Below are 19,389 nucleotides of genomic sequence, written 5' to 3' on the forward strand. Positions count from 1 at the left end.
CATGCTCTAGAGCATGATCCCGAAAAATTGAAGCCTTTTCGGTTGCGGTCGGCGATGGATGAAGGTGTATGTCACGGGAATGCTGCGGTGATTTGAGCCGTAGCGCACGGAATATTCGAAGGAGCATCCGGCAGCGATGAAAGGCCGCCGGTTTGCGTCAGGAAAGTTTGCCATGGCAAGAATGAAGAAGCGGAATTTGCGGCGCAAGGACGGGGTCTGGGATCCGCTGGTCGACAGCCGCCAGGCGCGGGCGCGGGCAGCGGGCGTTCCGCAGACGCCGCAATCGATGTCGCCCTCCTACCGGCTCGCCTATACGGACGACGATTTTCTCTCCCGCGAGGAACTGCGCCCGGTGCGGCTGCAGCTCGAGCTGCTGAAGCCCGAGATGATCCTTTCCGAGCGGGGCATCAATTCGACGATCGTGATGTTCGGCGGCGCGCGCATTCCCGAACCCGGCGGCGACGCCTGGGCGGCGAGGAACGAGACGCAGCGCAAGAACCTGACGGCCGCCTCGATCTACTATGAGGAGGCACGCAAGTTTTCGCAGCTCTGTTCGCAGCATTCGGCGGAGTCGGGCTACACGGAATATGTCGTCGTCACCGGCGGCGGGCCGGGCGTGATGGAGGCGGGAAACCGCGGGGCCGCCGAAATCGGCGCGCCTTCGATCGGCCTCAACATCGTGCTGCCGCACGAGCAGGCGCCGAACCGCTTCGTGACGCCGGAGCTTTCCTTCAACTTCCACTATTTCGCCATCCGCAAGATGCACTTCCTGCTGCGTGCCAAGGCGGTCGTGGTGTTTCCCGGCGGCTTCGGTACGCTGGACGAACTGTTCGAGACGATCACGCTGATGCAGACCGGTCGTCTGGCGCTGGTGCCGCTGATCCTGTTCGGCGAGAAGTTCTGGCGCAAGATCATCGATTTCGAGGCGCTGGCCGAATTCGGTACGATCGCCCCCAACGACGTCGACCTGATCCGGTTTGTCGAAACGGCGGACGAGGCCTGGGAGATCATCGCAAAGTTCTACCAGACGATGGATCCCAAGCAGGTGCCGATGGCATCCGGCGTCCGGTAGGACCGGACGGCCACCGGCACGGCGAATTTCACATTTCGTCGCAGTGACAGGGGCACTGTCTGTGGCATGCGAGCCCTCATGCATGTCGTGCGGCAGATCGTCAGGGACCGGATTGAGTTCAGCGCCATTTCGGCGCTGTTTGCGATTGTCCTGTTGCTGCAGGGTCTCTCCGCTGGGTTCGCCCAGGGCGGCATGGCCGCAGCGGAAGACGAGCCGAAGCGGTGCGGCGCAAGCAACGCCTGCGGCGTAAGTCGCGCGTTACGAGAAGAGGCCGGCGCGGTTTGCGCCGGCCTCTTCGGCATCAGATCTTCCGGGTGAAATCGGCCGCATCGATGAAACCGTCGCCATTCCTGTCGCGGCGCTTGAACATGCGACCCGCCTGCTCGGAAACCTCGGCAAGGCTGAGCGAACCGTTTTTGTCCGTGTCTGCCATGGCGAACACGCGGGGGCGCATGCCGGGCAGCATCACCGGGCGCGTGTCCTTCAGCTTCTCCATCGCCTCTGTCCTGTCCGCGCCCGTCTTGTCCATGGCGGCGCGCAATTCCTTGCGGGCCTCGCGGAAGGCCTGGCGCTTGGCCTTGATCTCGTCGCGCGTCACCTGGCCGTTACCGTCGGCATCGAAATTCTTGAAGGCTTCGGATGCGCGCGCCTGGATTTCCTCCAGCGACACCTTCTTGTCGCCATTGGTATCGAGCCGATTCATCATCCATTCCGCGCGTTGCTCCCGCGTCGGCCGCTCGCGGGCGGCGAAGCTGGGGGCGGCAAGGCTGGTGAGCGCGAGGCTGGCTGCGACGGCGCCGAGAATGAGCTTGTTCTTCCGCATGTCAAAATCCTTGTCCATGAGATTGTCCATGAACGGAGGATAGGCGGATCAGGCCGGATCGCCAGTTAATTTTTTGTAATGTAACCCTTTGATGGAAAAAGGATTTTCCATGGCAGAATTGTGTTTTGTTACGTGGTGTCAAACTTCCGAAACAAGTCGCGTCAGGAAGCCGGTCAGATCCTCGGTAACGTAGTCGACCTGGGCATCGCCATCGGTTGTCTTTTCCCAGGCCTCGGCGAATTCATATTCGAAATTGCGCGGCACGAGCAGCACCGTCTTCATGCCGAGCGCCTTTGGTACGATGAGGTTGCGCGGCAGGTCCTCGAACATGGCGGCATGGTTCGTGTCGACCCGGTGCAGGCTCATGAACTTGTGATAGGTATCGCCGGCCGGCTTCGGCACGTAGTCGGCGGCAACGATGTCGAAAATTTCGTCGAAATGATCGAGAATGCCGAGCGCCCGCGCCGTCATCTCGGCATGTTTGACGCTGCCATTGGTAAAGATGAACTTGCGGCCGGGCAGCGCCCGGATCGCGTCGCCGAGCGCCGGATCGGCCGGCACGACGGAATAGTCGATCGCATGCGCCTTTTCGAGGAAATCATTGGGGTCGATATCGTGATGGATCATCAGGCCCTGCAGCGTCGTGCCGTGATCGCGGTAATACTGCTTCTGCAACGTCTTGGCCGCGGCCGGATCCAGCCGCAGCAAGGTGGCGACGAAGGCGGTCATGTTGCGGTCGATCTGCGAAAACAGATTGACGTGGTGCGGATAGAGCGTGTTGTCGAGGTCGAACACCCAGTCGGTGACATGGGCGAAGTCGGCTTTGGTCGGCAGGCGATCGAGCTGGGTCATGGAGCCTTATCGCATGGCGACAGTGCCTAGGAAATGGGCTTTATGTGCCCTTTTCGCATTTCCACTTTGAATTGCGGATGGGATGTGGCACGTTTCCAGCAGGGACGATTTTGGTTCGGGAGCCGTTGATACCGATGCCCGATGAGGTCTTCTACCTTGCGTTTCTGCTCGGATTCTACGCCACGACGGTCGTGACCTATTTCGCCCTCGGCTTTGGCCTGACCTGGCTCAACGATCGCAATCCGCAGCGGAAGATCCAGAAGGGGCGCGGTTCCGGCAAACGCCGCAAGGCGGAAATCCGCCAGAGCCTGGCGTCGATGTTCAGCGCCTGCCTGCCGGTGACGATCGGCCTCTACGCCCAGCAAAAGGGCTGGGCGCCTGCGCCATGGGCCTTCAACTGGTGGGCGGCGCTGCCGCTCTTTATCCTCGTCATGTTCCTTTACGACACCTGGTTCTATTTCATGCACAGGCTGCTGCACACCAAGTGGCTCTACCCGCTGCATGCCCTTCATCACAAAAGTGTCGCGCCGACGATCTGGAGCACCTATTCGGAAGATGTTCTGGACAATTTCCTGCTGCAGAGTTTTTCGGCCGTCATCGTCTTCGTCGTGCCGTTCCCGCCGGCCATTCTGGTGGGGCACAGGCTGTTCGAGCATTTCAACGGCATGTTAGGCCATTGCGGATTCGAGTATCTCGCCTCATCGACCGCGCGGTACCCGTCGCCGTTGTTGTGCACGACCTTCCATGACCAGCACCATTCGGGATTCCGGTACAATTACGGCAACTATTTCTCATTCTGGGACCGGGTCCTCGGTACGGTTTCGCCCGATTACGACCAGCGCGTGAAGAAATTCGAGGATGAGGCGCCCTCATTGACCTTCAGACAGACCGCGCCCACGCCGGCGGCACAGGAAAACTCTGCCTGAGGCGCATTTAGCCGGCCGCTGTCCTTGGCAATCTCCTGCCCTGCATGCTAGCCGGCATGGCATGCAAACCTGGATCCTCATCACAATCGCGGCGGCGTTCCTGCAGAACATCCGCTCCGCCATGCAGAAGCACCTTAAAGGCGTCATGGGCACGACCGGGGCGACCTTCGTGCGCTTCGGTTACGGCCTGCCCTTTGCGTTCGCCTATCTCGCGATTCTCTGGCGCGGCTTCGACCGGCCGCTGCCTGTTCCGGATGGGCAGTTCTTTCTCTGGGCAGTGATCGGTGGGTTCGCGCAGATCACTGCCACCTTCCTTCTGGTACACCTGTTCTCCTTCCGCAATTTTGCGGTCGGAACCGCCTATTCGCGCACCGAGCCGGCGCAGGCGGCGTTGTTCGGGCTGATCTTTCTCGGCGAGGCGGCAAGCCAGGGCACGCTGATCGCCATTGCCATCTCGGTCATCGGCGTGATGATCATTTCGGTGGCGCGCACGCCGCTCAGCGTCAAATCGCTGGTGACCTCGGTCTTTACCCGCACGGCCGGTATCGGACTGTTGTCCGGCACCTTTTTCGGCCTGTCGGCGGTGTCCTACCGCTCAGCCTCGCTGGCGCTCGCGCCGAGCCTGCCTGCGCCGGATTTCGTCGTGCAGGCGAGCTTTACGCTGGGCTTTGTCATCTTGCTGCAGACCTTGACGATGCTTGCGTGGATTCTCGTCCGCGAACCGGAGGAACTGAAGCGCGTGATCACCGCCTGGCGGCCGGGTCTGCTGGTCGGCTTTGCCGGTGCCTCGGCGTCGTTCGGCTGGTTCATGGCGATGACGCTGCAGCAGGCGGCAATCGTCAAGGTGGTGGCGCAGGTCGAAATGCTGTTCACCTTCGCCTCCGCCGTCTTCATCTTTCGCGAATGGATCAACCGGCTGGAGGTGATCGGCTGCCTGCTCATCGTACTCGGCGTCGTCATGCTGCTGGTGGTTTGACCGAACAGACCCGCGAAATCTGGCGGTCACCTCTGGCGCAGGTGGCGGCTTTTGCGGCATGACGTTCACTGGGATTGTTTTCGGAGGAAAAACGATGAACCAGGTGGAGAAGGCAAAGGCGTTCGCGCAACTGCACCGCAAGGGTGATCCGGTGGTGCTCTACAATATCTGGGATGCCGGCAGCGCCAAGGCCGTTGCAGAAGCCGGCGCCAAGGCGCTGGCGACCGGAAGCTGGTCGGTGGCGGCTGCCAACGGTTATGGCGACGGCCAGGAGTTTCCGCTGCTGCAGCTCGTCGATATCGCCCGCGCCATCGTCGCGGCGACCGACCTGCCGGTGTCGATCGATTTCGAAGGCGGCTATGCCGAGGATGCCGCCGAGGTCGCGCTGAATGTCGGGCGGGTGATCGACGTCGGTGCCGTCGGCATCAATTTCGAGGACCAGGTGGTCGGCGGCAGCGGGCTGCACACGCTCGAGGCACAAGCGGCGCGCATCAAGGCGATCCGCGCGACGGCCGAGCAGAAGGGCGTGCCCTTCTTCATCAATGCGCGCACCGATCTGTTCCTGAAGCTCTCCGATCCCGTCCGCCACGCCCCCCTGGTGGACGAGGCGATCGAGCGGGCGGCGGCCAATGCCGAGGCCGGCGCCAGCGGCTTCTTCGTGCCGGGCCTGTCGAACCCGGACCTGATCGGCCGCGTCTGCGAGGCCGTCGCGCTGCCGGTCAACATCATGATGCGGCCGGGCGTGCCGGAAGTGCGCACGCTTGCCGGATTGGGCGTTGCCCGTGTGAGCTATGGGCCGGGGCCGTACCGGGCGATGATCGAATGGCTGAAGGGCGAGGCGGCGAAGGTCTATCAGCAAGGCTGACGCTGCGTATCGCTTGGTGTTCCTTCATTCCCTGTGCTCGTTACAGGAATCCAGCAAGCCCAAGTCCTTCGGGTCAGAGAGTCTTTTGATCCGAAGGAGGTGGGCTGGATCCCCGCCAAAAGGGCGAGGATGACGGCGGCGGGGGGTGCGCCTGCCACGGACGGCCCGGCATCTGATGGAAGAGATTTCCGGCAGGGCCGAAGTTGCTCTACCTTCACGGAACGATCAGGGTTCCCGCACCATGCTCCGTGAAGATCTCCAGCAGCACCGAATGCGCGGTCTTGCCGTTGAGGATGACGACGCCTTCGACGCCTCGGGCGAGTGCCTCGATGCAGGTTTCGACCTTGGGGATCATGCCGCCGGAAATCGTGCCGTCCTTGATCAGCGCATGCGCTTCGGCGACGGAGAGTTCCTTGATCAGTTCACCCTTCTTGTCGAGTACGCCGGGAACATCGGTGAGGAAGAGCAGGCGGGTGGCGTTGAGCGACCCGGCAATGGCGCCGGCAAAGGTGTCGGCGTTGATGTTGTAGGTATGGCCGTCGCGGCCGGGAGCGACCGGGGCGATGACCGGGATCATCTCCGAGCGGGCGAGCAGGTCGAGCAGCGTGCGGTCGACTTCGACGATCTCGCCGACGAAACCGAGATCGAGGACGCGCTCGATGTTGGAATCCGGGTCCTTGATGGTCTTCTTGGCCTTTTCGGCAAAGACCATGTTGCCGTCCTTGCCGCAGAGGCCGATCGCCCATTCGCCGGTCTGGTTGATCAGCGCGACGATTTCCTTGTTGATCGAGCCGGCGAGCACCATTTCGACGATCTCGACGGTCTTGGCGTCGGTGACGCGCAGGCCGCCCTCGAATTTCGATTCGATGCCCATCTTCGTCAGCATCGCACCGATCTGCGGGCCGCCGCCATGGACGACGATCGGGTTGACGCCCGACTGCTTCAGCAGCGCGATATCCGCGGCAAAGGCTTTGCCGAGCTCGGGATTGCCCATGGCGTGGCCGCCATATTTGACGACGATCGTCTTGTTCTCGTAGCGCTGCATATAGGGCAGGGCCTTGGCGAGAAGATCGGCCTGGATTTCGCTCTCTGATGCGGACATGGGAATACCTCTGGAAAAAGCCGGGTGCTGTTTAGCGCAAGTTTCCGGCCGAGGGAATGTCCGCGCGAAAGATAAAGCCAATGTGACATTGGTTTGGCTGGCCGTCTTTATCTGTGGCCTCCCTTTTTATCCCCGGGTTTCCGCCCTATCTACGCCGCCACAGGGGCGAGGACCGGAAGCTTTCATGGCCAGTGACGATATTTCCACGCTGATCGGCCGGGTTGCGCTGCGGGACCGTGCGGCGTTCTCGGCGCTCTACAGGCAGACCAGCCCGAAACTTTTTGCCATTTGCGTGCGTATCTTGAGGGACAGGGCCGAAGCGGAAGAGGCGCTGCAGGAAATCTACATCAAGATCTGGCAGCGCGCCGGCCGCTACGCCGCCGGCGAGACCAATCCGATGTCCTGGCTTTCGGCAATCGCGCGCAATCATGCGATCGATCAGCTGAGGGCGCGAAAGCCTGTGGCAAACGCGATTGACGAGGCTTATGATCTGGCCGATTCTGCGCCCGATCCGGAAAAATCCGCCGTCAACGCGGCGGAGGGCCGCAAAATCGACAAGTGCATGGGCGAGCTTGAAGCAGACCGCGCGGACGCGGTGCGCAAGGCCTATGTCGAAGGGCTGAGCTACCAGGAACTCGCCGGTCTTTTCGGCGTTCCGCTGAACACGATGCGAACATGGCTGCGCCGCAGCCTCCTCAAACTGAGAGAGTGCATGGAGCGATGACCACACAGGACCCCGAAAGCGGTGATTCCCGTCGCGACCAGGTGATCGCGGGCGAATATGTGCTTGGTGTTCTTTCTGCCGACGACCGCCGAAAGGTCGAGGCCCGCATGGTGCTCGACCGCGCCTTCGCAGCCATGGTCAAGCACTGGCAGAGCAATCTCTCCACCTTCGACGAGAGCTATGATCCGCTGCCGCCATCGCCGCAGGTCTTCACCGCCATCGAGCGGCGGATCTTTGCCGATCAGCCGGCTGTTGCGGGCGGTGGATTGTGGAGCTCGCTGGCCTTCTGGCGGATTTTGACGCTGGCTTCCGTCGCCGGTCTCGTCACGATCGCCACCTTTGCCTCCGGCATTCTGGAGCCGGTGAGCGAAAAGAGGCGACCGCTGGTGGCCGAACTGGCGGGCGAGGGCAGCGCGGCGATCAACCTTCTGGCGCAGTACGACGCTGCCACCGGGGCGCTGACGGTGACGCCGGTTGCCGCCCGGCAGGCGGAGGCCAAGTCGCTGGAGGTCTGGCTGATCGAGGGCGACAACCCGGCCAAGTCGCTCGGCGTCCTGCCGCAGACGGGCGAAGGCGAGATCGTCATCGCGCCGGAACTGCGCGCGAAGGTGGGCGAGGGCGTCACGCTCGCCCTGAGCGTCGAGCCGCTCGGCGGCTCGCCGACGGGCAAAGCAACGGGACCTGTGGTTGCTGCGGGCAAGACGCGTCTTCCCTGAGACTGTTTTCGAATGTCAGTCATAGCTGACCAAATGCTGCGCCCCGCTGCGCAGCATTTTTCGTCGTGCGCTACTGATATTTGAAAAAACATTTTTATTTCAGTCTGTTGGAAATTTCCGAATTTTCCTGAAACTCTTTTGTCAGGGCTGCCGTTACTCGCTTTGTCCTCTGCGCAGAGAACATGAACTCCAGAAAATTGGGAGAGACCCGCAAGCCGGGTCCGCGAGATCAACAGGAAGGAATAGAGATGTTCAAGTCCATGCTGAGGACAGTGACCGTTGCTTCGATACTGGCTGCCGGCGCCTTTGCCGCCCATGCCGGAAATCCGTCGGTCGGCGGCGCGCCGATGTACGACAACAAGAATATCATCGAAAATGCGGTGAATTCGAAGGATCACACGACGCTGGTCGCAGCCGTCAAGGCTGCCGGTCTGGTCGAGACGCTTCAGGGCGCCGGGCCGTTCACGGTGTTTGCTCCGGTCAATTCGGCTTTTGACGCGCTGCCTGCCGGCACCGTCGACACGCTCCTGAAGCCGGAAAGCAAGGACATGCTGACCAAGGTGCTGACCTGCCACGTGGTATCGGCCAATGCGATGTCCGATGCCATCGGCAAGATGGTGATGGACGATGGCGGCACGCATGACGTCAAGACGGTCGGCGGCTGCGTGCTGAAGGCCAAGGCCGATGGCGGCAAGATCACGCTCACCGACGAAACCGGCGGCGTGGCAACCGTCACGATCGCCGACGTCAAGCAGTCGAACGGCGTGATTCACGTCATCGACAAGGTGCTGCTGCCGAAGGGTTGATCGTTTGCGGATTGGCAGCCGGATGCGTCTTCGACGGCATTTCGGCTCCGGGCCGGGAACCCGTCTCTTCCGGCCTGCTGCATGTTTCAGAACATGCAGCAATTCAAGGACGACAGCCTTCGTTGTTCGTCTGAAAGACCCACGGGCCACCGGTGCTTTCCGGTGGCCTTTTTCATGTTCAAGCGTTTCCTCACGCGGGATTGATCGGCATTTGTTTTGCCGTCCGCAGCCGGGAACATTAGGTTCACAGCAAAGCATTGCCGGCACATCCGGCAGACGGGAGAACGATCATGACACGCCGCGGCTTCTTTCTTCTTTCCGGCACCGCTGTCCTCGCCGCCGCCGCCTTTCGCGGCTTCACGCGAAACAGCGTTGCTTCGGAAACGGGCGAAACATTCGAGGTGACAAAGACCGACGCGGAATGGAAGGCGATCCTGACGGACGAGCAGTACCGCATCCTGCGCCACGAGGACACCGAGCGGCCTTTTACCAGCGCGCTCAACACCGAGAAGCGCAAGGGCATCTTCCATTGCGCCGGTTGCGATCTGCCGGTCTATTCCTCCGAAGCGAAATATGACAGTGGCACCGGCTGGCCGAGTTTCTGGGAGGCGCTGCCGAACGCCATCGGCACGCGCGAGGACACCTCGCTGTTCATGACGCGCACCGAGTGCCATTGCCGCCGCTGCGGCGGGCATCTCGGCCATATCTTCAACGACGGCCCGCCGCCGACCGGCATGCGCCACTGCATCAACGGCATGGCGATGACGTTTGCGCCGGCGACGGCCGCCTGAATTCGCGTCAGAAGGTGCCCGGTGTCGGCGATTGCGGCTGGGTCCCTGAGAGCGCTGCCTGTAGCCTCGCTTCCTGCTCCGGCGCGAGAGAGGTCTTGAGAACCTTGCCGCGCAGGCCGGAAAATTCCCCCAGCACTTTTTCCGGCTGCACCTTGCGCACGAGTACGAACAGCGCCGAGGAATTGTTGGGAATGGTCTCGCTCAGGGACTTGATGAAGTCGTCATCGATGCCGTAGTCGGCCAGCGAGCCCGAAAGAGCGCCGGTGCCGGCACCAATAGCGCCGCCGATGGCAAAACCGGCAAGCGGGTTGAGGAATAGCAGGCCGACGAGGCCACCCCACAGCGAACCGCTCAAAAGGCCGGAGGTGGCGCCGATCGTGGCCAGATTGACGCTCTGCTTCAGGTGAACCTTGCCGGTTTCGTCACGCACGACGACGACGGCATCCTCGAGGTCGATGAGGTATTCCTTCTTCAGCGTGTTCAGCTTCAGAAGCACCTTGTCGGCTTCTTCCATGTTGTCGAAGCCGATGACAATCAGATCAGACATGTTGTTTCTCCCTCAACGCGTGACGTCTCTGGGGTTGCCGAACGGCAATCCCCGCGGGGAGATAGAGCACATTTGGTGTCGGGGTAGTGTGACAGCCCGGTTAGCTGGCGATTGCGGTCCGGATGGCGCCGCGCAGTTCCTCGAGGCCGTTGCCCTTGTCCGAGGAGGTGGAGAGGACTTCCGGGAAGGCGGCCGGTCTTTTCCGGATCCTTTCCAGCGTCTCGGCAATCAGCCTTGGAACCGCCGGCTCCTTGATCTTGTCGGTTTTGGTCAGGACGATCTGGTAGGACACCGCCGCCTTGTCGAGCAGGGAGAGCACGTCCTCGTCGTTCTTCTTGATGCCGTGGCGGCTGTCGATCAGCACATAGACGCGCTTCAGCGTCGAGCGGCCGCGCAGATAGTCGAAGACCAGCTTGGTCCAGGCGTCGACATGTTCCTTCGGCGCCTGCGCATAGCCGTAGCCGGGCATGTCGACGAGCGCCATCGGAGGCAAGTCGCCGGCTTCGCCGGAGTAGCCGTCAGGTACGAAATAGTTGAGTTCCTGGGTGCGGCCCGGGGTGTTGGAGGTGCGGGCGAGACCCTTCTGCCCGACCAGCGCGTTGATCAGCGACGACTTGCCGACATTGGAGCGGCCGGCAAAGGCGATCTCCAGCGGACCTTCCGGCGGCAGGAACTTCATCGACGGCACGCCGCGAATGAATATCCATGGCCGCCCGAAGAGGGGCTTGTCGTCCTGCGGCTTGATGTCTGTCATGGCGTCCTGTCCTTGGTCTCGCTCACGACTTCGCGGTTTTGCGCCGTCAAGTCAAGGAGAGTTGCGCGCTTGGCGCCTTTGCTCAGCCAAGCGCTCTTCTCTGCCGCCACAGCTCGACGCTGAGATAGGAGAGAAGGGCGGTGAGCACGATCGTTCCGCCGAGTATGGCATTCGAGCTCGGGATCTCGCCGTGGATCAGGGCGACCCAGAGTGGCGCTAGAACGGTTTCAGCCGTTCCCAAAAGGGCGGCGAGCGCGGACGGGATGAGCCGTGCGCCGGTGACGAACAGCGCCAGGCCCAGGCCGAAATTGAGCGCGCCGAAGGTCACGAGGATGCCGAGCTCGGGCAGGGTGACCGTAAGGCCGGAGGACATGACCGCCGCGACCGTGCCGGCTACGATGGTGCCGAAGCAGGCGGCCGGCGTCATGCGGACATGGGCGTAGCGGCGGGTAATCACGGTGGCGAGCGCAAAGACGAAGGCGATGAGCATGGCAAGCGCATCGCCGATCGGCGAGACGGCGCCGCTCATCGAATCCGAAACCATGATGGCGACACCGCCGATCACGGCTGCGATGGCGAGCCATGTGAGGCGCGAGATACGCTCGCGGAAGACGAGCCAACTGATGAGCGCGGCGATCAGCGGTACGCCCGCCTGAATCAGCACCACATTGGCGACCGTAGTGTAGGCAAGTGCCAGGATGAACGAGGTCGAGGCAATGGCGAAGCAGAGACCGACGGCGATGCCCGGCAGGCCCATGTTGCGGAAGAGGGTCGCTGTGCCGCGCGGGCCATCGCGCAGAAGCATGAAGCCGAGGAGAAAGAGGGCCGCAAACAGCGACCGCCAGAAGACGATGGTCCAGCCCTCGACCGCAAGGAACCGCGCCAGCGTGCCGCCGAAGCTCCAGACGACGGCCGAGCCGAGCAACAGCAGTGAGCCGTGAACCGGGTTTTGTGATCCTGCGGCGACGGATTGCGGCAAGGCGGAAGGTTGCGACATGGCAGGAATCCGGTTGGAGACGGCTGGAAGTGTAGACGCGATTTGCGGCGCGGACGCCGACAGGCGCGACACGCTGTTGTCGCAAACTTCATGCGTCAGGGAAAGGCCGCGAGCTGTGTCGAACCGATACCAAGCGCGACTGTCAGCGCGCTGCAATCGCGTCCAGAAGCAGTGCGCGAAGTCGGTCGGCGAGCGTTACTGCGGATCCCACAAAGGCAGCCTGAGCTTCCAGCAACCAGAAAGGCAAAGGCTCCGGAGGCGATCCGGAGCCTTTCCACGCAATTCACGCCGGCCTATTCGGCCGGTTTGGGTTTCCTGGAGAACAGGCCCTTGAGGTTGTCGAACAGTTCGACCTTGACGCCGTGGCGCCTCATGATGACCGCCTGCTGGGCGATCGACAGGGTGTTGTTCCAGGCCCAGTAGATGACCAGGCCGGCCGGGAAGCTCGCAAGCATGAAGGTGAAGACCACCGGCATCCAGGTGAACAGCATCGCCTGGGTCGGATCCGGCGGCGTCGGGTTCATGCGCATCTGCAGGAACATGGTGACACCCATGATCAGTGGCCAGACGCCGATCAGAAGCATGTGCGGCACTTCGAACGGAAGGAGGCCGAACAGGTTGAAGATCGAGGTCGGATCCGGCGCGGACAGGTCCTGGATCCAGCCGAAGAACGGCGCGTGGCGCATCTCGATGGTGACGTAGATCACCTTGTAGAGCGCGAAGAACACCGGGATCTGCAACAGGATCGGCCAGCAGCCGGCGATCGGGTTGATCTTTTCCTCCTTGTAGAGCTGCATCATCGCCTGCTGCAGCGCCATCCGATCGTCGCCGTGCTTCTTCTTCAGTTCCTCCATCTTCGGCTGAACCTTCTTCATGTTCGCCATCGAAGCGTACTGCTTCGAGGCAAGCGGGAAGAACAGCGCCTTGACGACGATGGTGGTCAGAAGGATCGCAACGCCGAAATTGCCGAAATAACGGAAGAAGAAATCCATCAGTTTGAACATCGGCTTGGTGATGAAGTAGAACCAGCCCCAGTCGATCAAGAGATCGAACTGCGGAATGGAATAGGACTTCTCGTAGCCATCGACCAACGGAACCTGCTTGGCGCCGGCGAAAACCAGGGCCTTGAGATCGGTCGATTGGCCAGGAGCGATCGTGATTGCATCCTGCTTGTAGTCGGCCTGGTAGCGCGGACGCCCGTCGGGGAAATGCGCGAACTTCGCTTCGTATGGCGTCGCCTGCGGCGGCACGATCGTGGCCGCCCAGTATTTGTCAGTGATGCCGAGCCAGCCGGTCGTGGTCTTGCCGGGCTGGATCGGTGCTTCGTCCTCGACCTTGCCATAGGCCACTTCGTTCAGGCCATGCTCGCCGATCACGCCGATGAAGCCTTCATGAAGCACGTAGATGCTCGGCGTCGTCGGCTTGTTGAAGCGGGTGACGCGGCCATAGGAGGACAGCGAAACCGGAGCGCCGCTGCCGTTGTTGATGGTATCGGTGATCTGGAACATGAAATGCTCGTCCACCGAGATGGTGCGGGTGAAGTCCACGCCCTTCTCGTTGGTGAAGGTCAGCACCACTGGTGTTGCGGGCGTCAGCTTTTCGCCGCTCTTGACCGACCAGACGGTCGCCGGACCGGGAACCGTGCCGCTCGCCTCATTGCCGATATAGCCGAGTTCGGTAAAATAGCCGTCCTTGCTGTCGGCCGGGCTGAAGAGCGTGATGATCGGGCTCTTGTCGTCGACGGTCTCGTGATATTCCTTGAGCTTCAGGTCGTCGAGGCGGGCGCCGGTCAGGTTGATCGAGCCGCTGAGTGCCGGCGTGTCGATGGTCACGCGGGCCGATTTGGCGATCGCCTGTTCCCGGTTCTCGTTGCCGCCAGGTACCGCGCCGGCCGGGGTCTGCCCGGTCGTTGTCTGTCCGGTAGCTGTCTGTCCTGCCGTGGTCTGGTTGCCGGCTGCCGGATTGGCCTGGGTCTGCTCCGCCGCAATTCGCTCCTTCTCTATCTTCGGATTGATGTAGACAAACTGCCAGGCGATCAGGATGAGCACCGACAGGGCAATCGCCACGAAGTAATTGCGGTTATTTTCCATCATTCTTTCCTGAAGCCGGCCGGCTGCGGCCGTGAATTTTCTGCTTGTTTTCGATCCGCTCGCGGAGCCCTCCCACCAGCCGCTCGAAGGGAGCGTTGAGGAGGTCGCGTCTGGCGACAATCACATAGTCGTGTCCGGGCTTCATTGCAAACCCGGCACACAGCCGCACCGCCTCTTTCAGGCGCCTGCGCATCCGGTTGCGTTCCACGGCATTGCCGTGCTTCTTGGTGACAGTGAAGCCGCAGCGGGGCTGGCTCTCCGGTTCGCCGCGATCGAGAACCTCGAGCAGGAACAACGGGCCTTTCCGCTGCTCCCCTTTGCGCACAGCAAGAAACTGCGGCCGGCTTTTCAGCCGCCCGACAGTCGATTTTGGATTATTTGACGTCATGTGCCCGCATTCTTTCCTCGGGCCCGATCGGCTTAAGCCGACAGACGCTTGCGGCCACGTGCCCGGCGGGCAACGATAACCTTGCGGCCACCTTTGGTGGCGATACGTGCACGGAAGCCGTGACGGCGCTTGCGAACAAGCTTGGACGGTTGATAGGTACGCTTCGACATTTATTTTAATACCGCGGTGTGCGGCCCTTCTTGGGTTTGCTTTTAAGCAAGGGAGCGTTACGTTCCGGCCACGGCTTTGCACGGGGCAAGGGGACTTGTCCGGACGTGGGGCGGCTTATAAGAGCAAAGACGCGCGAAAGTCAATTGCCGGCGCAGAAAAGCTGGGATTTGCGCGTTTTCAGGCGTTCCTGATCGCGCCGGGCCCCACGCGATCTGCGTCGGTGGATTCAATGCCAGATTGAAGATTAGAATTTATTAATATAAGAAGCTGAAGAAACCCCTAAGCCGGAACCCCCACAATTCTACTGGTTCCAGGAAGTGCTTCGTTAATCATCCTTGACTTAGTGTCTCCGCATATAACCAAGCCTGCAAGTTGCCACTTTCAGGCCTTTTGCAGGTTGCGAGGAGACAGGTACGCATGAAAATTCGAGGTAAGATCTATCTCATCGTCGGCGTGATGAGCCTGATCACGCTGGCCGTGACGGGCATGGCGCTGACGGTGATCACGCAATACAACGCAAGGCTCGTCCAGTTCGACAATGCCTCGGATCGTGCCTTCAACGGCGAGCGCCTGAACCGCCTCGTGACCGCGGTGGTGATGGAATCGCGCGGCATCTATGCGGCCCCGACGGTCGAGAAATCCAAGTCCTTCGCCGATGGCCTGATGAAGAATCTCGGCAAGATGGATACGCTTCTCGCTGACTGGCGGCCGCTGGTGCCGCCGGAGGAACTGCCGGCGTTCGAGGCCGTGGTCAAGCGTGCCGCCGAATTCCGCACCTTCCGCACGGAGACGGCGCGGCTCAGCCAGGAAGTCTCGCCCCAGGCTGCCAACGAGCAGGGCAACAACGAACTCAACCGCGCCAACCGCAAGGCCTTCCAGGCCGAGATCGACGCTGTCGTGGACGCGGACCGCGCCGCGCTGGAGGCAATCCAGGAAGACCTGGGCGCCATCGAAAGACAGATGATCCTGATCGTCCTCGTGACGGCCGCCATCGGTCTTGTTGCCGGCCTCGGCATCGCCTTCTACATCGGCACGAAGGAACTGAGCCAGCCGATCCTCAGGCTGACGGGTACGATGAAGCGGCTCGCCGAGGGCGATCTCGACGCCGACGTGCCCTTTGCCGGCCGCAAGGACGAGATCGGCGAAATGGCAGCTACCGTCGAAGTCTTCAAGCGCAACGGTCTTGCCGTGCGCGAACTCAATGCCCAGGAAACGGCGCTGCGCCAAAAGAGCGCCGACCTGCAGTCCAGCATCGCGGTGGTCGTTGCCGCGGCCGCGGCCGGCGATTTCACCCGGCGCATCAACAAGGACTACGACGACGCCGACCTCAATCGCTTCGCTGCAAGCGTCAACGAACTGGTCGCAAGCGTCGACAGCGGCATCAACGAGACGCGGCGCGTCATCGCCAGCCTCGCCGCCGGCGACCTGACGCAGGACATGAACGGCACCTTCCACGGCGCCTTCGCCGAACTGCAGCAGAACGTCAACGATACGCTGTCGACCCTGCAAAACACGCTGCGCGAGATCCGCACCACGACCGATTCGATCAACGGCAACTCGATCGAACTGCGCTCCGCCGCCGACGACCTGGCAAAGCGAACCGAACAGCAGGCAGCATCGCTCGAAGAGACGTCGGCGGCGCTGGAGGAAATCACCGTCGCCGTCCGCAACTCGACCGATCGCGCCCAGGAGGCGACCGTCATGGTCACCGAGGCCAAGCAGAGTGCGGCCCAGTCCGGCGAAGTGGTCCGCAATGCGGTCGACGCCATGGGCCGCATCGAGCAGGCCTCCAGCGAAATCGGCCAGATCACCAACGTCATCGACGAGATCGCCTTCCAGACCAATCTTCTGGCGCTCAATGCCGGTGTGGAGGCGGCGCGTGCCGGCGATGCGGGCAAGGGTTTTGCCGTCGTCGCGCAGGAGGTTCGCGAGCTTGCACAGCGCGCCGCAAGCGCAGCCAAGGACATCAAGGCGCTGATCGCCAAATCCGGCTCGGAGGTGGCAACAGGCGTCAAGCTCGTGCAGGAGACCGGCCAGGTTCTCGGCCAGATCGAAACGCGGGTGCTGAAGATCAACGACCATATCCACTCGATCGCCACCGCCGCCCGCGAACAGTCGACGGGTCTCAGCGAAGTCAGCATCGCCGTCAACCAGATGGACCAGGTGACGCAGCAGAACGCCGCCATGGTGGAGGAAGCCAACGCCGCGACCCACAAGCTCTCGGCCGAAACCGACAACCTTGCCCGGCTGATCTCGCACTTCAAGCTCAACGACTCCCCGCCGACCAGGGTCGTCGCACCGGTGCGCGAAAACGCCCGTCCGGTTGCCTCGCCGGCCCGCAAGATGCTCGGCACCGTCGCCCGTGCCTTCGGTGGCGGTTCGGCGAGCGCCGCCGTGTCGAAGGACAACTGGGAAGAATTCTGACCCGGTTTCCTGCCAAGCGCTGAACAATGGTCCCGCGGCGATCCGCAATCGCCGCGGGATTTTTGCATGTGCAGTTTCGACCACGGCGACGTTTTTCGCCGCGATTATCGGTGGAGCGCGTCAAGCTCAGTCGCAGCCGCATTTGGCGCCGCCGCGCCCCCTGCGACCATGACGGAGATTGGAAAACGCGCGGGCATCGCCTATTATAAAGCTCTGACACGTAAGCCGTTCGCCCGGGCCGTCATCCGGCTGCCGCGGCGTCCTGGCCGAGGCGGGAACGCGCAAAGAACATGACGGCAGAAAAGACAGGGGCCACAGCCTTCCACAAGCCACCACGGCGGACCGGCTTTTTTCGCGGGCTTTCCGGCAGGCTGCTGCTGCTCACGGTATCGTTCGTCATGCTCGCCGAAGTGCTGATCTTCGTGCCCTCCGTCGCCAACATGCGCATCCGCTGGCTGGAAGACCGGCTCAACACGGCGGCTGCGGCCGGCGTGGTGGTCGACGGCCTCCAGGATGTGCAGCTCTCGCGGCCGCTGCAGGAAGAAACCCTGATGGCGACGGGGACCAAGGCGATCGTGCTCAGGCGCAAGGATGAATCGCGGCTGATCGCCGCCGAGGACATGCCGCCGGAAGTCGATGCACAGTATGACGTCGCGGCGATGACGCCGCTTGCCGCCATCCGCGACGCCTTCGACACGCTGCTGTTCGGCGGCGACAAGGTGGTGCGGATCTACGGGCCCGTGGGTGACAGCGACGCGATCATCGAGGTGGTGATGGAGGATCAGAGCCTGCGCAAGGCGATGCTGATATATTCCCGCAACGTGTTTTTTCTCTCGCTGGCGATTTCGCTGTTCACCGCCACGCTGATTTTCCTCGCGATTCGCCGCCTGATGATTGCGCCGATCCGGCGGATGACCGCCAACATGCAGGAGTTTTCGGCCGACCCTGCCGATCCCGCCCGCGTGCTTGAGCCGGCGCCGGGCGAAGACGAGCTGTCGGTTGCCGGCCAGCACCTGGCGGCCATGCAGCGGCAGTTGCAGAAGACCCTGAAGCAGCAGAAGAACCTCGCCGATCTCGGCCTTGCCGTGTCGAAGATCAACCATGACATGCGCAACATCCTGTCGTCGGCGCAATTGATCTCGGACCGGCTGGCCGATGTCGACGATCCGATCGTCAAGCGCTTCGCCCCGACGCTGTTGCGCACCATCGACCGCGCCGTCGGCTATACGACCGAGGTGCTCTCTTACGGCCGCACCACCGAGCCGGCGCCGCACCGGCGTTTCGTCAGGCTTCGGCTGCTGGTCAGCGACGTCGCCGAAATGCTGGCGATCGACCCGAATACCGGCATCGATTTTCGCATCCAGATCGCCGACGATCTGCAGGTCGATGCCGACAGCGAGCAGCTGTTCCGTATCGTCCACAATATTTGCCGCAACGCCGTGCAGGCGCTGATGAATGATCCGGGCGAGGCAGGTTCCCCGCGGGTCATCACCGTTGCGGCAATGCGCACCGGCAGCGTCGTCAGCATCTCTGTGGATGATACCGGTCCAGGCATGCCGCCGAAGGCACGGGAAAACCTGTTCGCGGCCTTCCGCGGCTCGGCCCGCTCTGGCGGCACGGGGCTCGGACTGGCGATCGCCCGCGAACTGGTGCTTGCCCATGGCGGCACCATCGCGCTCGTCGAAAAGCCGACGCCTGGAACGCTCTTTCGCATCGAGCTGCCGGATCGGCCGGTGCCGCTCGATGCGTTCCGCTCCAAGACCCGGCCCTGATCGCAACGGGGGCCTTGGGCGCTCACCGGTTGAAAATGACAGGGCAATGACAGCTCTCAAAGAAGATCTGCCTGCTTTTTCAAAGAGATAGGCATATTGCGACGCAAAAAAGAGTCTTTTTGCGGAAATTCGCTTGCATTCCCCGGTTGGACGTTTTAGAGGATCGCCACGCAAGCGGTGATCACCGCAGTGCCACGCACCCGTAGCTCAGCTGGATAGAGCACCAGACTACGAATCTGGGGGTCAGGAGTTCGAATCTCTTCGGGTGCGCCATTTTTTTTTCAAGCAACAACAAGAGTTTAATGTATAGGCGAAAGCTTGCCGTAAGTGGCTTTGCCTGAGTTGCGCGCCGCTGTCTGGCGGGGAAGCGTGGTCGAGGGCACTGGTCTTGGAACCAGTGGCGCGCCAGCGTCCGCAGGCGGCCACTGTTCGAGCGTCTTTGGCTTCTCGACCAATCGCCTCGGTGGTCAGGGCTGCGATCTGCGTGGAGCTCAGTGCCGCGACTTGCGTGGTGGCGAGGCTTGCGATTGCGTGCCCGTCTGGTTGAGCGCCGTCACCGGCATCGACCATTCAAGCGTCCCGTCGGATTGATG

The 19,389-nt window shown here is 62.1% G+C and carries 21 protein-coding genes and 1 tRNA gene; 12 read left to right on the plus strand and 10 right to left on the minus strand.

The features are described from left to right. Positions 1-172: 172 nt before the first annotated feature. The gene (locus tag A3AY_RS0101735; protein WP_018323950.1) at positions 173-1,072 is read left to right on the plus strand and encodes an LOG family protein; all 900 of its coding nucleotides are present in this window, start codon (positions 173-175) and stop codon (positions 1,070-1,072) included. A gap of 66 nt (positions 1,073-1,138) precedes the next feature. Next, positions 1,139-1,390 carry a hypothetical protein gene (locus A3AY_RS34350; protein ID WP_018323951.1) on the plus strand — a complete coding sequence of 84 codons (252 nt, stop codon included), beginning with the start codon at positions 1,139-1,141 and terminating at the stop codon, positions 1,388-1,390. Here the strand turns inward: A3AY_RS34350 and A3AY_RS0101745 are convergent. Further along, positions 1,374-1,895 carry a CREC-EF hand family protein gene (locus A3AY_RS0101745; RefSeq protein WP_162709226.1) on the minus strand — a complete coding sequence of 174 codons (522 nt, stop codon included), beginning with the start codon at positions 1,893-1,895 and terminating at the stop codon, positions 1,374-1,376. The two genes, A3AY_RS34350 and A3AY_RS0101745, sit on opposite strands and share 17 nt — an antisense overlap. 138 nt (positions 1,896-2,033) lie before the next feature. Then, a complete protein-coding gene (locus A3AY_RS0101750) occupies positions 2,034-2,747 on the minus strand; it encodes a pyrimidine 5'-nucleotidase (RefSeq protein ID WP_018323953.1) in 714 nt (237 codons plus the stop codon). 134 nt (positions 2,748-2,881) lie between these two features. Between A3AY_RS0101750 and A3AY_RS34355 the strand changes: the two genes are divergently transcribed. From A3AY_RS34355 to A3AY_RS0101765, 3 genes are all read left to right on the plus strand, one after another. Then, positions 2,882-3,673 (plus strand): sterol desaturase family protein, encoded by a 792-nt coding sequence (locus A3AY_RS34355; RefSeq protein ID WP_018323954.1) that lies wholly within the window; start codon positions 2,882-2,884, stop codon positions 3,671-3,673. A gap of 61 nt (positions 3,674-3,734) precedes the next feature. Next, positions 3,735-4,649 carry an EamA family transporter gene (locus tag A3AY_RS0101760; RefSeq protein ID WP_018323955.1) on the plus strand — a complete coding sequence of 305 codons (915 nt, stop codon included), beginning with the start codon at positions 3,735-3,737 and terminating at the stop codon, positions 4,647-4,649. A 94-nt stretch (positions 4,650-4,743) separates the two neighbouring features. Then, the gene (locus A3AY_RS0101765) at positions 4,744-5,514 is read left to right on the plus strand and encodes an isocitrate lyase/PEP mutase family protein (RefSeq protein ID WP_018323956.1); all 771 of its coding nucleotides are present in this window, start codon (positions 4,744-4,746) and stop codon (positions 5,512-5,514) included. Positions 5,515-5,728: 214 nt separating this feature from the next. On the opposite strand, the gene argB is transcribed toward A3AY_RS0101765, so the two are convergent. Next, complete coding sequence (gene argB, locus A3AY_RS0101770) at positions 5,729-6,616, minus strand: acetylglutamate kinase (RefSeq protein ID WP_018323957.1); 888 nt, start codon at positions 6,614-6,616, stop codon at positions 5,729-5,731. Positions 6,617-6,800: 184 nt separating this feature from the next. On the opposite strand from argB, the gene A3AY_RS0101775 reads away from it, so the two are divergent. The 4 genes from A3AY_RS0101775 to msrB all read left to right on the plus strand — a co-directional run bounded on the left by A3AY_RS0101775 (position 6,801) and on the right by msrB (position 9,653). Continuing rightward, complete coding sequence (locus A3AY_RS0101775) at positions 6,801-7,340, plus strand: sigma-70 family RNA polymerase sigma factor (RefSeq protein ID WP_018323958.1); 540 nt, start codon at positions 6,801-6,803, stop codon at positions 7,338-7,340. After that, the gene (locus A3AY_RS0101780) at positions 7,337-8,056 is read left to right on the plus strand and encodes an anti-sigma factor (protein WP_018323959.1); all 720 of its coding nucleotides are present in this window, start codon (positions 7,337-7,339) and stop codon (positions 8,054-8,056) included. The genes A3AY_RS0101775 and A3AY_RS0101780 overlap by 4 nt, the downstream gene beginning before the upstream one ends. Positions 8,057-8,304: 248 nt before the next feature. Continuing rightward, positions 8,305-8,862: a fasciclin domain-containing protein gene (locus tag A3AY_RS0101785; protein WP_018323960.1), complete on the plus strand. Its 558-nt coding sequence runs from the start codon at positions 8,305-8,307 to the stop codon at positions 8,860-8,862. Between the two features lie 290 nt (positions 8,863-9,152). Beyond that, positions 9,153-9,653, plus strand: coding sequence for a peptide-methionine (R)-S-oxide reductase MsrB (gene msrB / locus A3AY_RS0101790; protein ID WP_018323961.1), 501 nt, complete (start codon positions 9,153-9,155; stop codon positions 9,651-9,653). Between the two features lie 7 nt (positions 9,654-9,660). Here msrB and A3AY_RS0101795 read toward each other — a convergent pair whose 3' ends face one another. From A3AY_RS0101795 to rpmH, 6 genes are all read right to left on the minus strand, one after another. After that, positions 9,661-10,200 (minus strand): DUF1269 domain-containing protein, encoded by a 540-nt coding sequence (locus A3AY_RS0101795; protein WP_018323962.1) that lies wholly within the window; start codon positions 10,198-10,200, stop codon positions 9,661-9,663. A 100-nt stretch (positions 10,201-10,300) separates the two neighbouring features. Then, entirely contained in the window at positions 10,301-10,954 is a 654-nt protein-coding gene (gene yihA / locus A3AY_RS0101800) for a ribosome biogenesis GTP-binding protein YihA/YsxC (protein ID WP_018323963.1), read from the minus strand. 82 nt (positions 10,955-11,036) lie between these two features. Further along, the gene (locus A3AY_RS0101805) at positions 11,037-11,951 is read right to left on the minus strand and encodes a DMT family transporter (protein ID WP_018323964.1); all 915 of its coding nucleotides are present in this window, start codon (positions 11,949-11,951) and stop codon (positions 11,037-11,039) included. A gap of 293 nt (positions 11,952-12,244) precedes the next feature. Then, positions 12,245-14,041, minus strand: a complete 1,797-nt coding sequence (gene yidC, locus A3AY_RS0101810; protein ID WP_018323965.1) for a membrane protein insertase YidC — start codon at positions 14,039-14,041, stop codon at positions 12,245-12,247. After that, positions 14,031-14,429 (minus strand): ribonuclease P protein component, encoded by a 399-nt coding sequence (gene rnpA, locus A3AY_RS0101815; protein WP_018323966.1) that lies wholly within the window; start codon positions 14,427-14,429, stop codon positions 14,031-14,033. The genes yidC and rnpA overlap by 11 nt, the downstream gene beginning before the upstream one ends. 32 nt (positions 14,430-14,461) lie before the next feature. Then, the gene (gene rpmH / locus A3AY_RS0101820; protein WP_018323967.1) at positions 14,462-14,599 is read right to left on the minus strand and encodes a 50S ribosomal protein L34; all 138 of its coding nucleotides are present in this window, start codon (positions 14,597-14,599) and stop codon (positions 14,462-14,464) included. A 418-nt stretch (positions 14,600-15,017) separates the two neighbouring features. On the opposite strand from rpmH, the gene A3AY_RS0101825 reads away from it, so the two are divergent. From A3AY_RS0101825 to A3AY_RS0101835, 3 genes are all read left to right on the plus strand, one after another. Continuing rightward, positions 15,018-17,024, plus strand: coding sequence for a methyl-accepting chemotaxis protein (locus A3AY_RS0101825; protein WP_018323968.1), 2,007 nt, complete (start codon positions 15,018-15,020; stop codon positions 17,022-17,024). A 290-nt stretch (positions 17,025-17,314) separates the two neighbouring features. Further along, positions 17,315-18,796, plus strand: coding sequence for a sensor histidine kinase (locus A3AY_RS0101830; protein ID WP_018323969.1), 1,482 nt, complete (start codon positions 17,315-17,317; stop codon positions 18,794-18,796). A gap of 196 nt (positions 18,797-18,992) precedes the next feature. Further along, positions 18,993-19,069, plus strand: a tRNA-Arg gene (locus A3AY_RS0101835). Here A3AY_RS0101835 and A3AY_RS38855 read toward each other — a convergent pair. After that, the gene (locus A3AY_RS38855; protein WP_154663236.1) at positions 19,040-19,366 is read right to left on the minus strand and encodes a hypothetical protein; all 327 of its coding nucleotides are present in this window, start codon (positions 19,364-19,366) and stop codon (positions 19,040-19,042) included. The two genes, A3AY_RS0101835 and A3AY_RS38855, sit on opposite strands and share 30 nt — an antisense overlap. Positions 19,367-19,389 lie beyond the last annotated feature (23 nt).

It is taken from the genome of Rhizobium giardinii bv. giardinii H152 (assembly GCF_000379605.1).
Classification (GTDB): Bacteria; Pseudomonadota; Alphaproteobacteria; order Rhizobiales; family Rhizobiaceae; genus Pararhizobium; species Pararhizobium giardinii.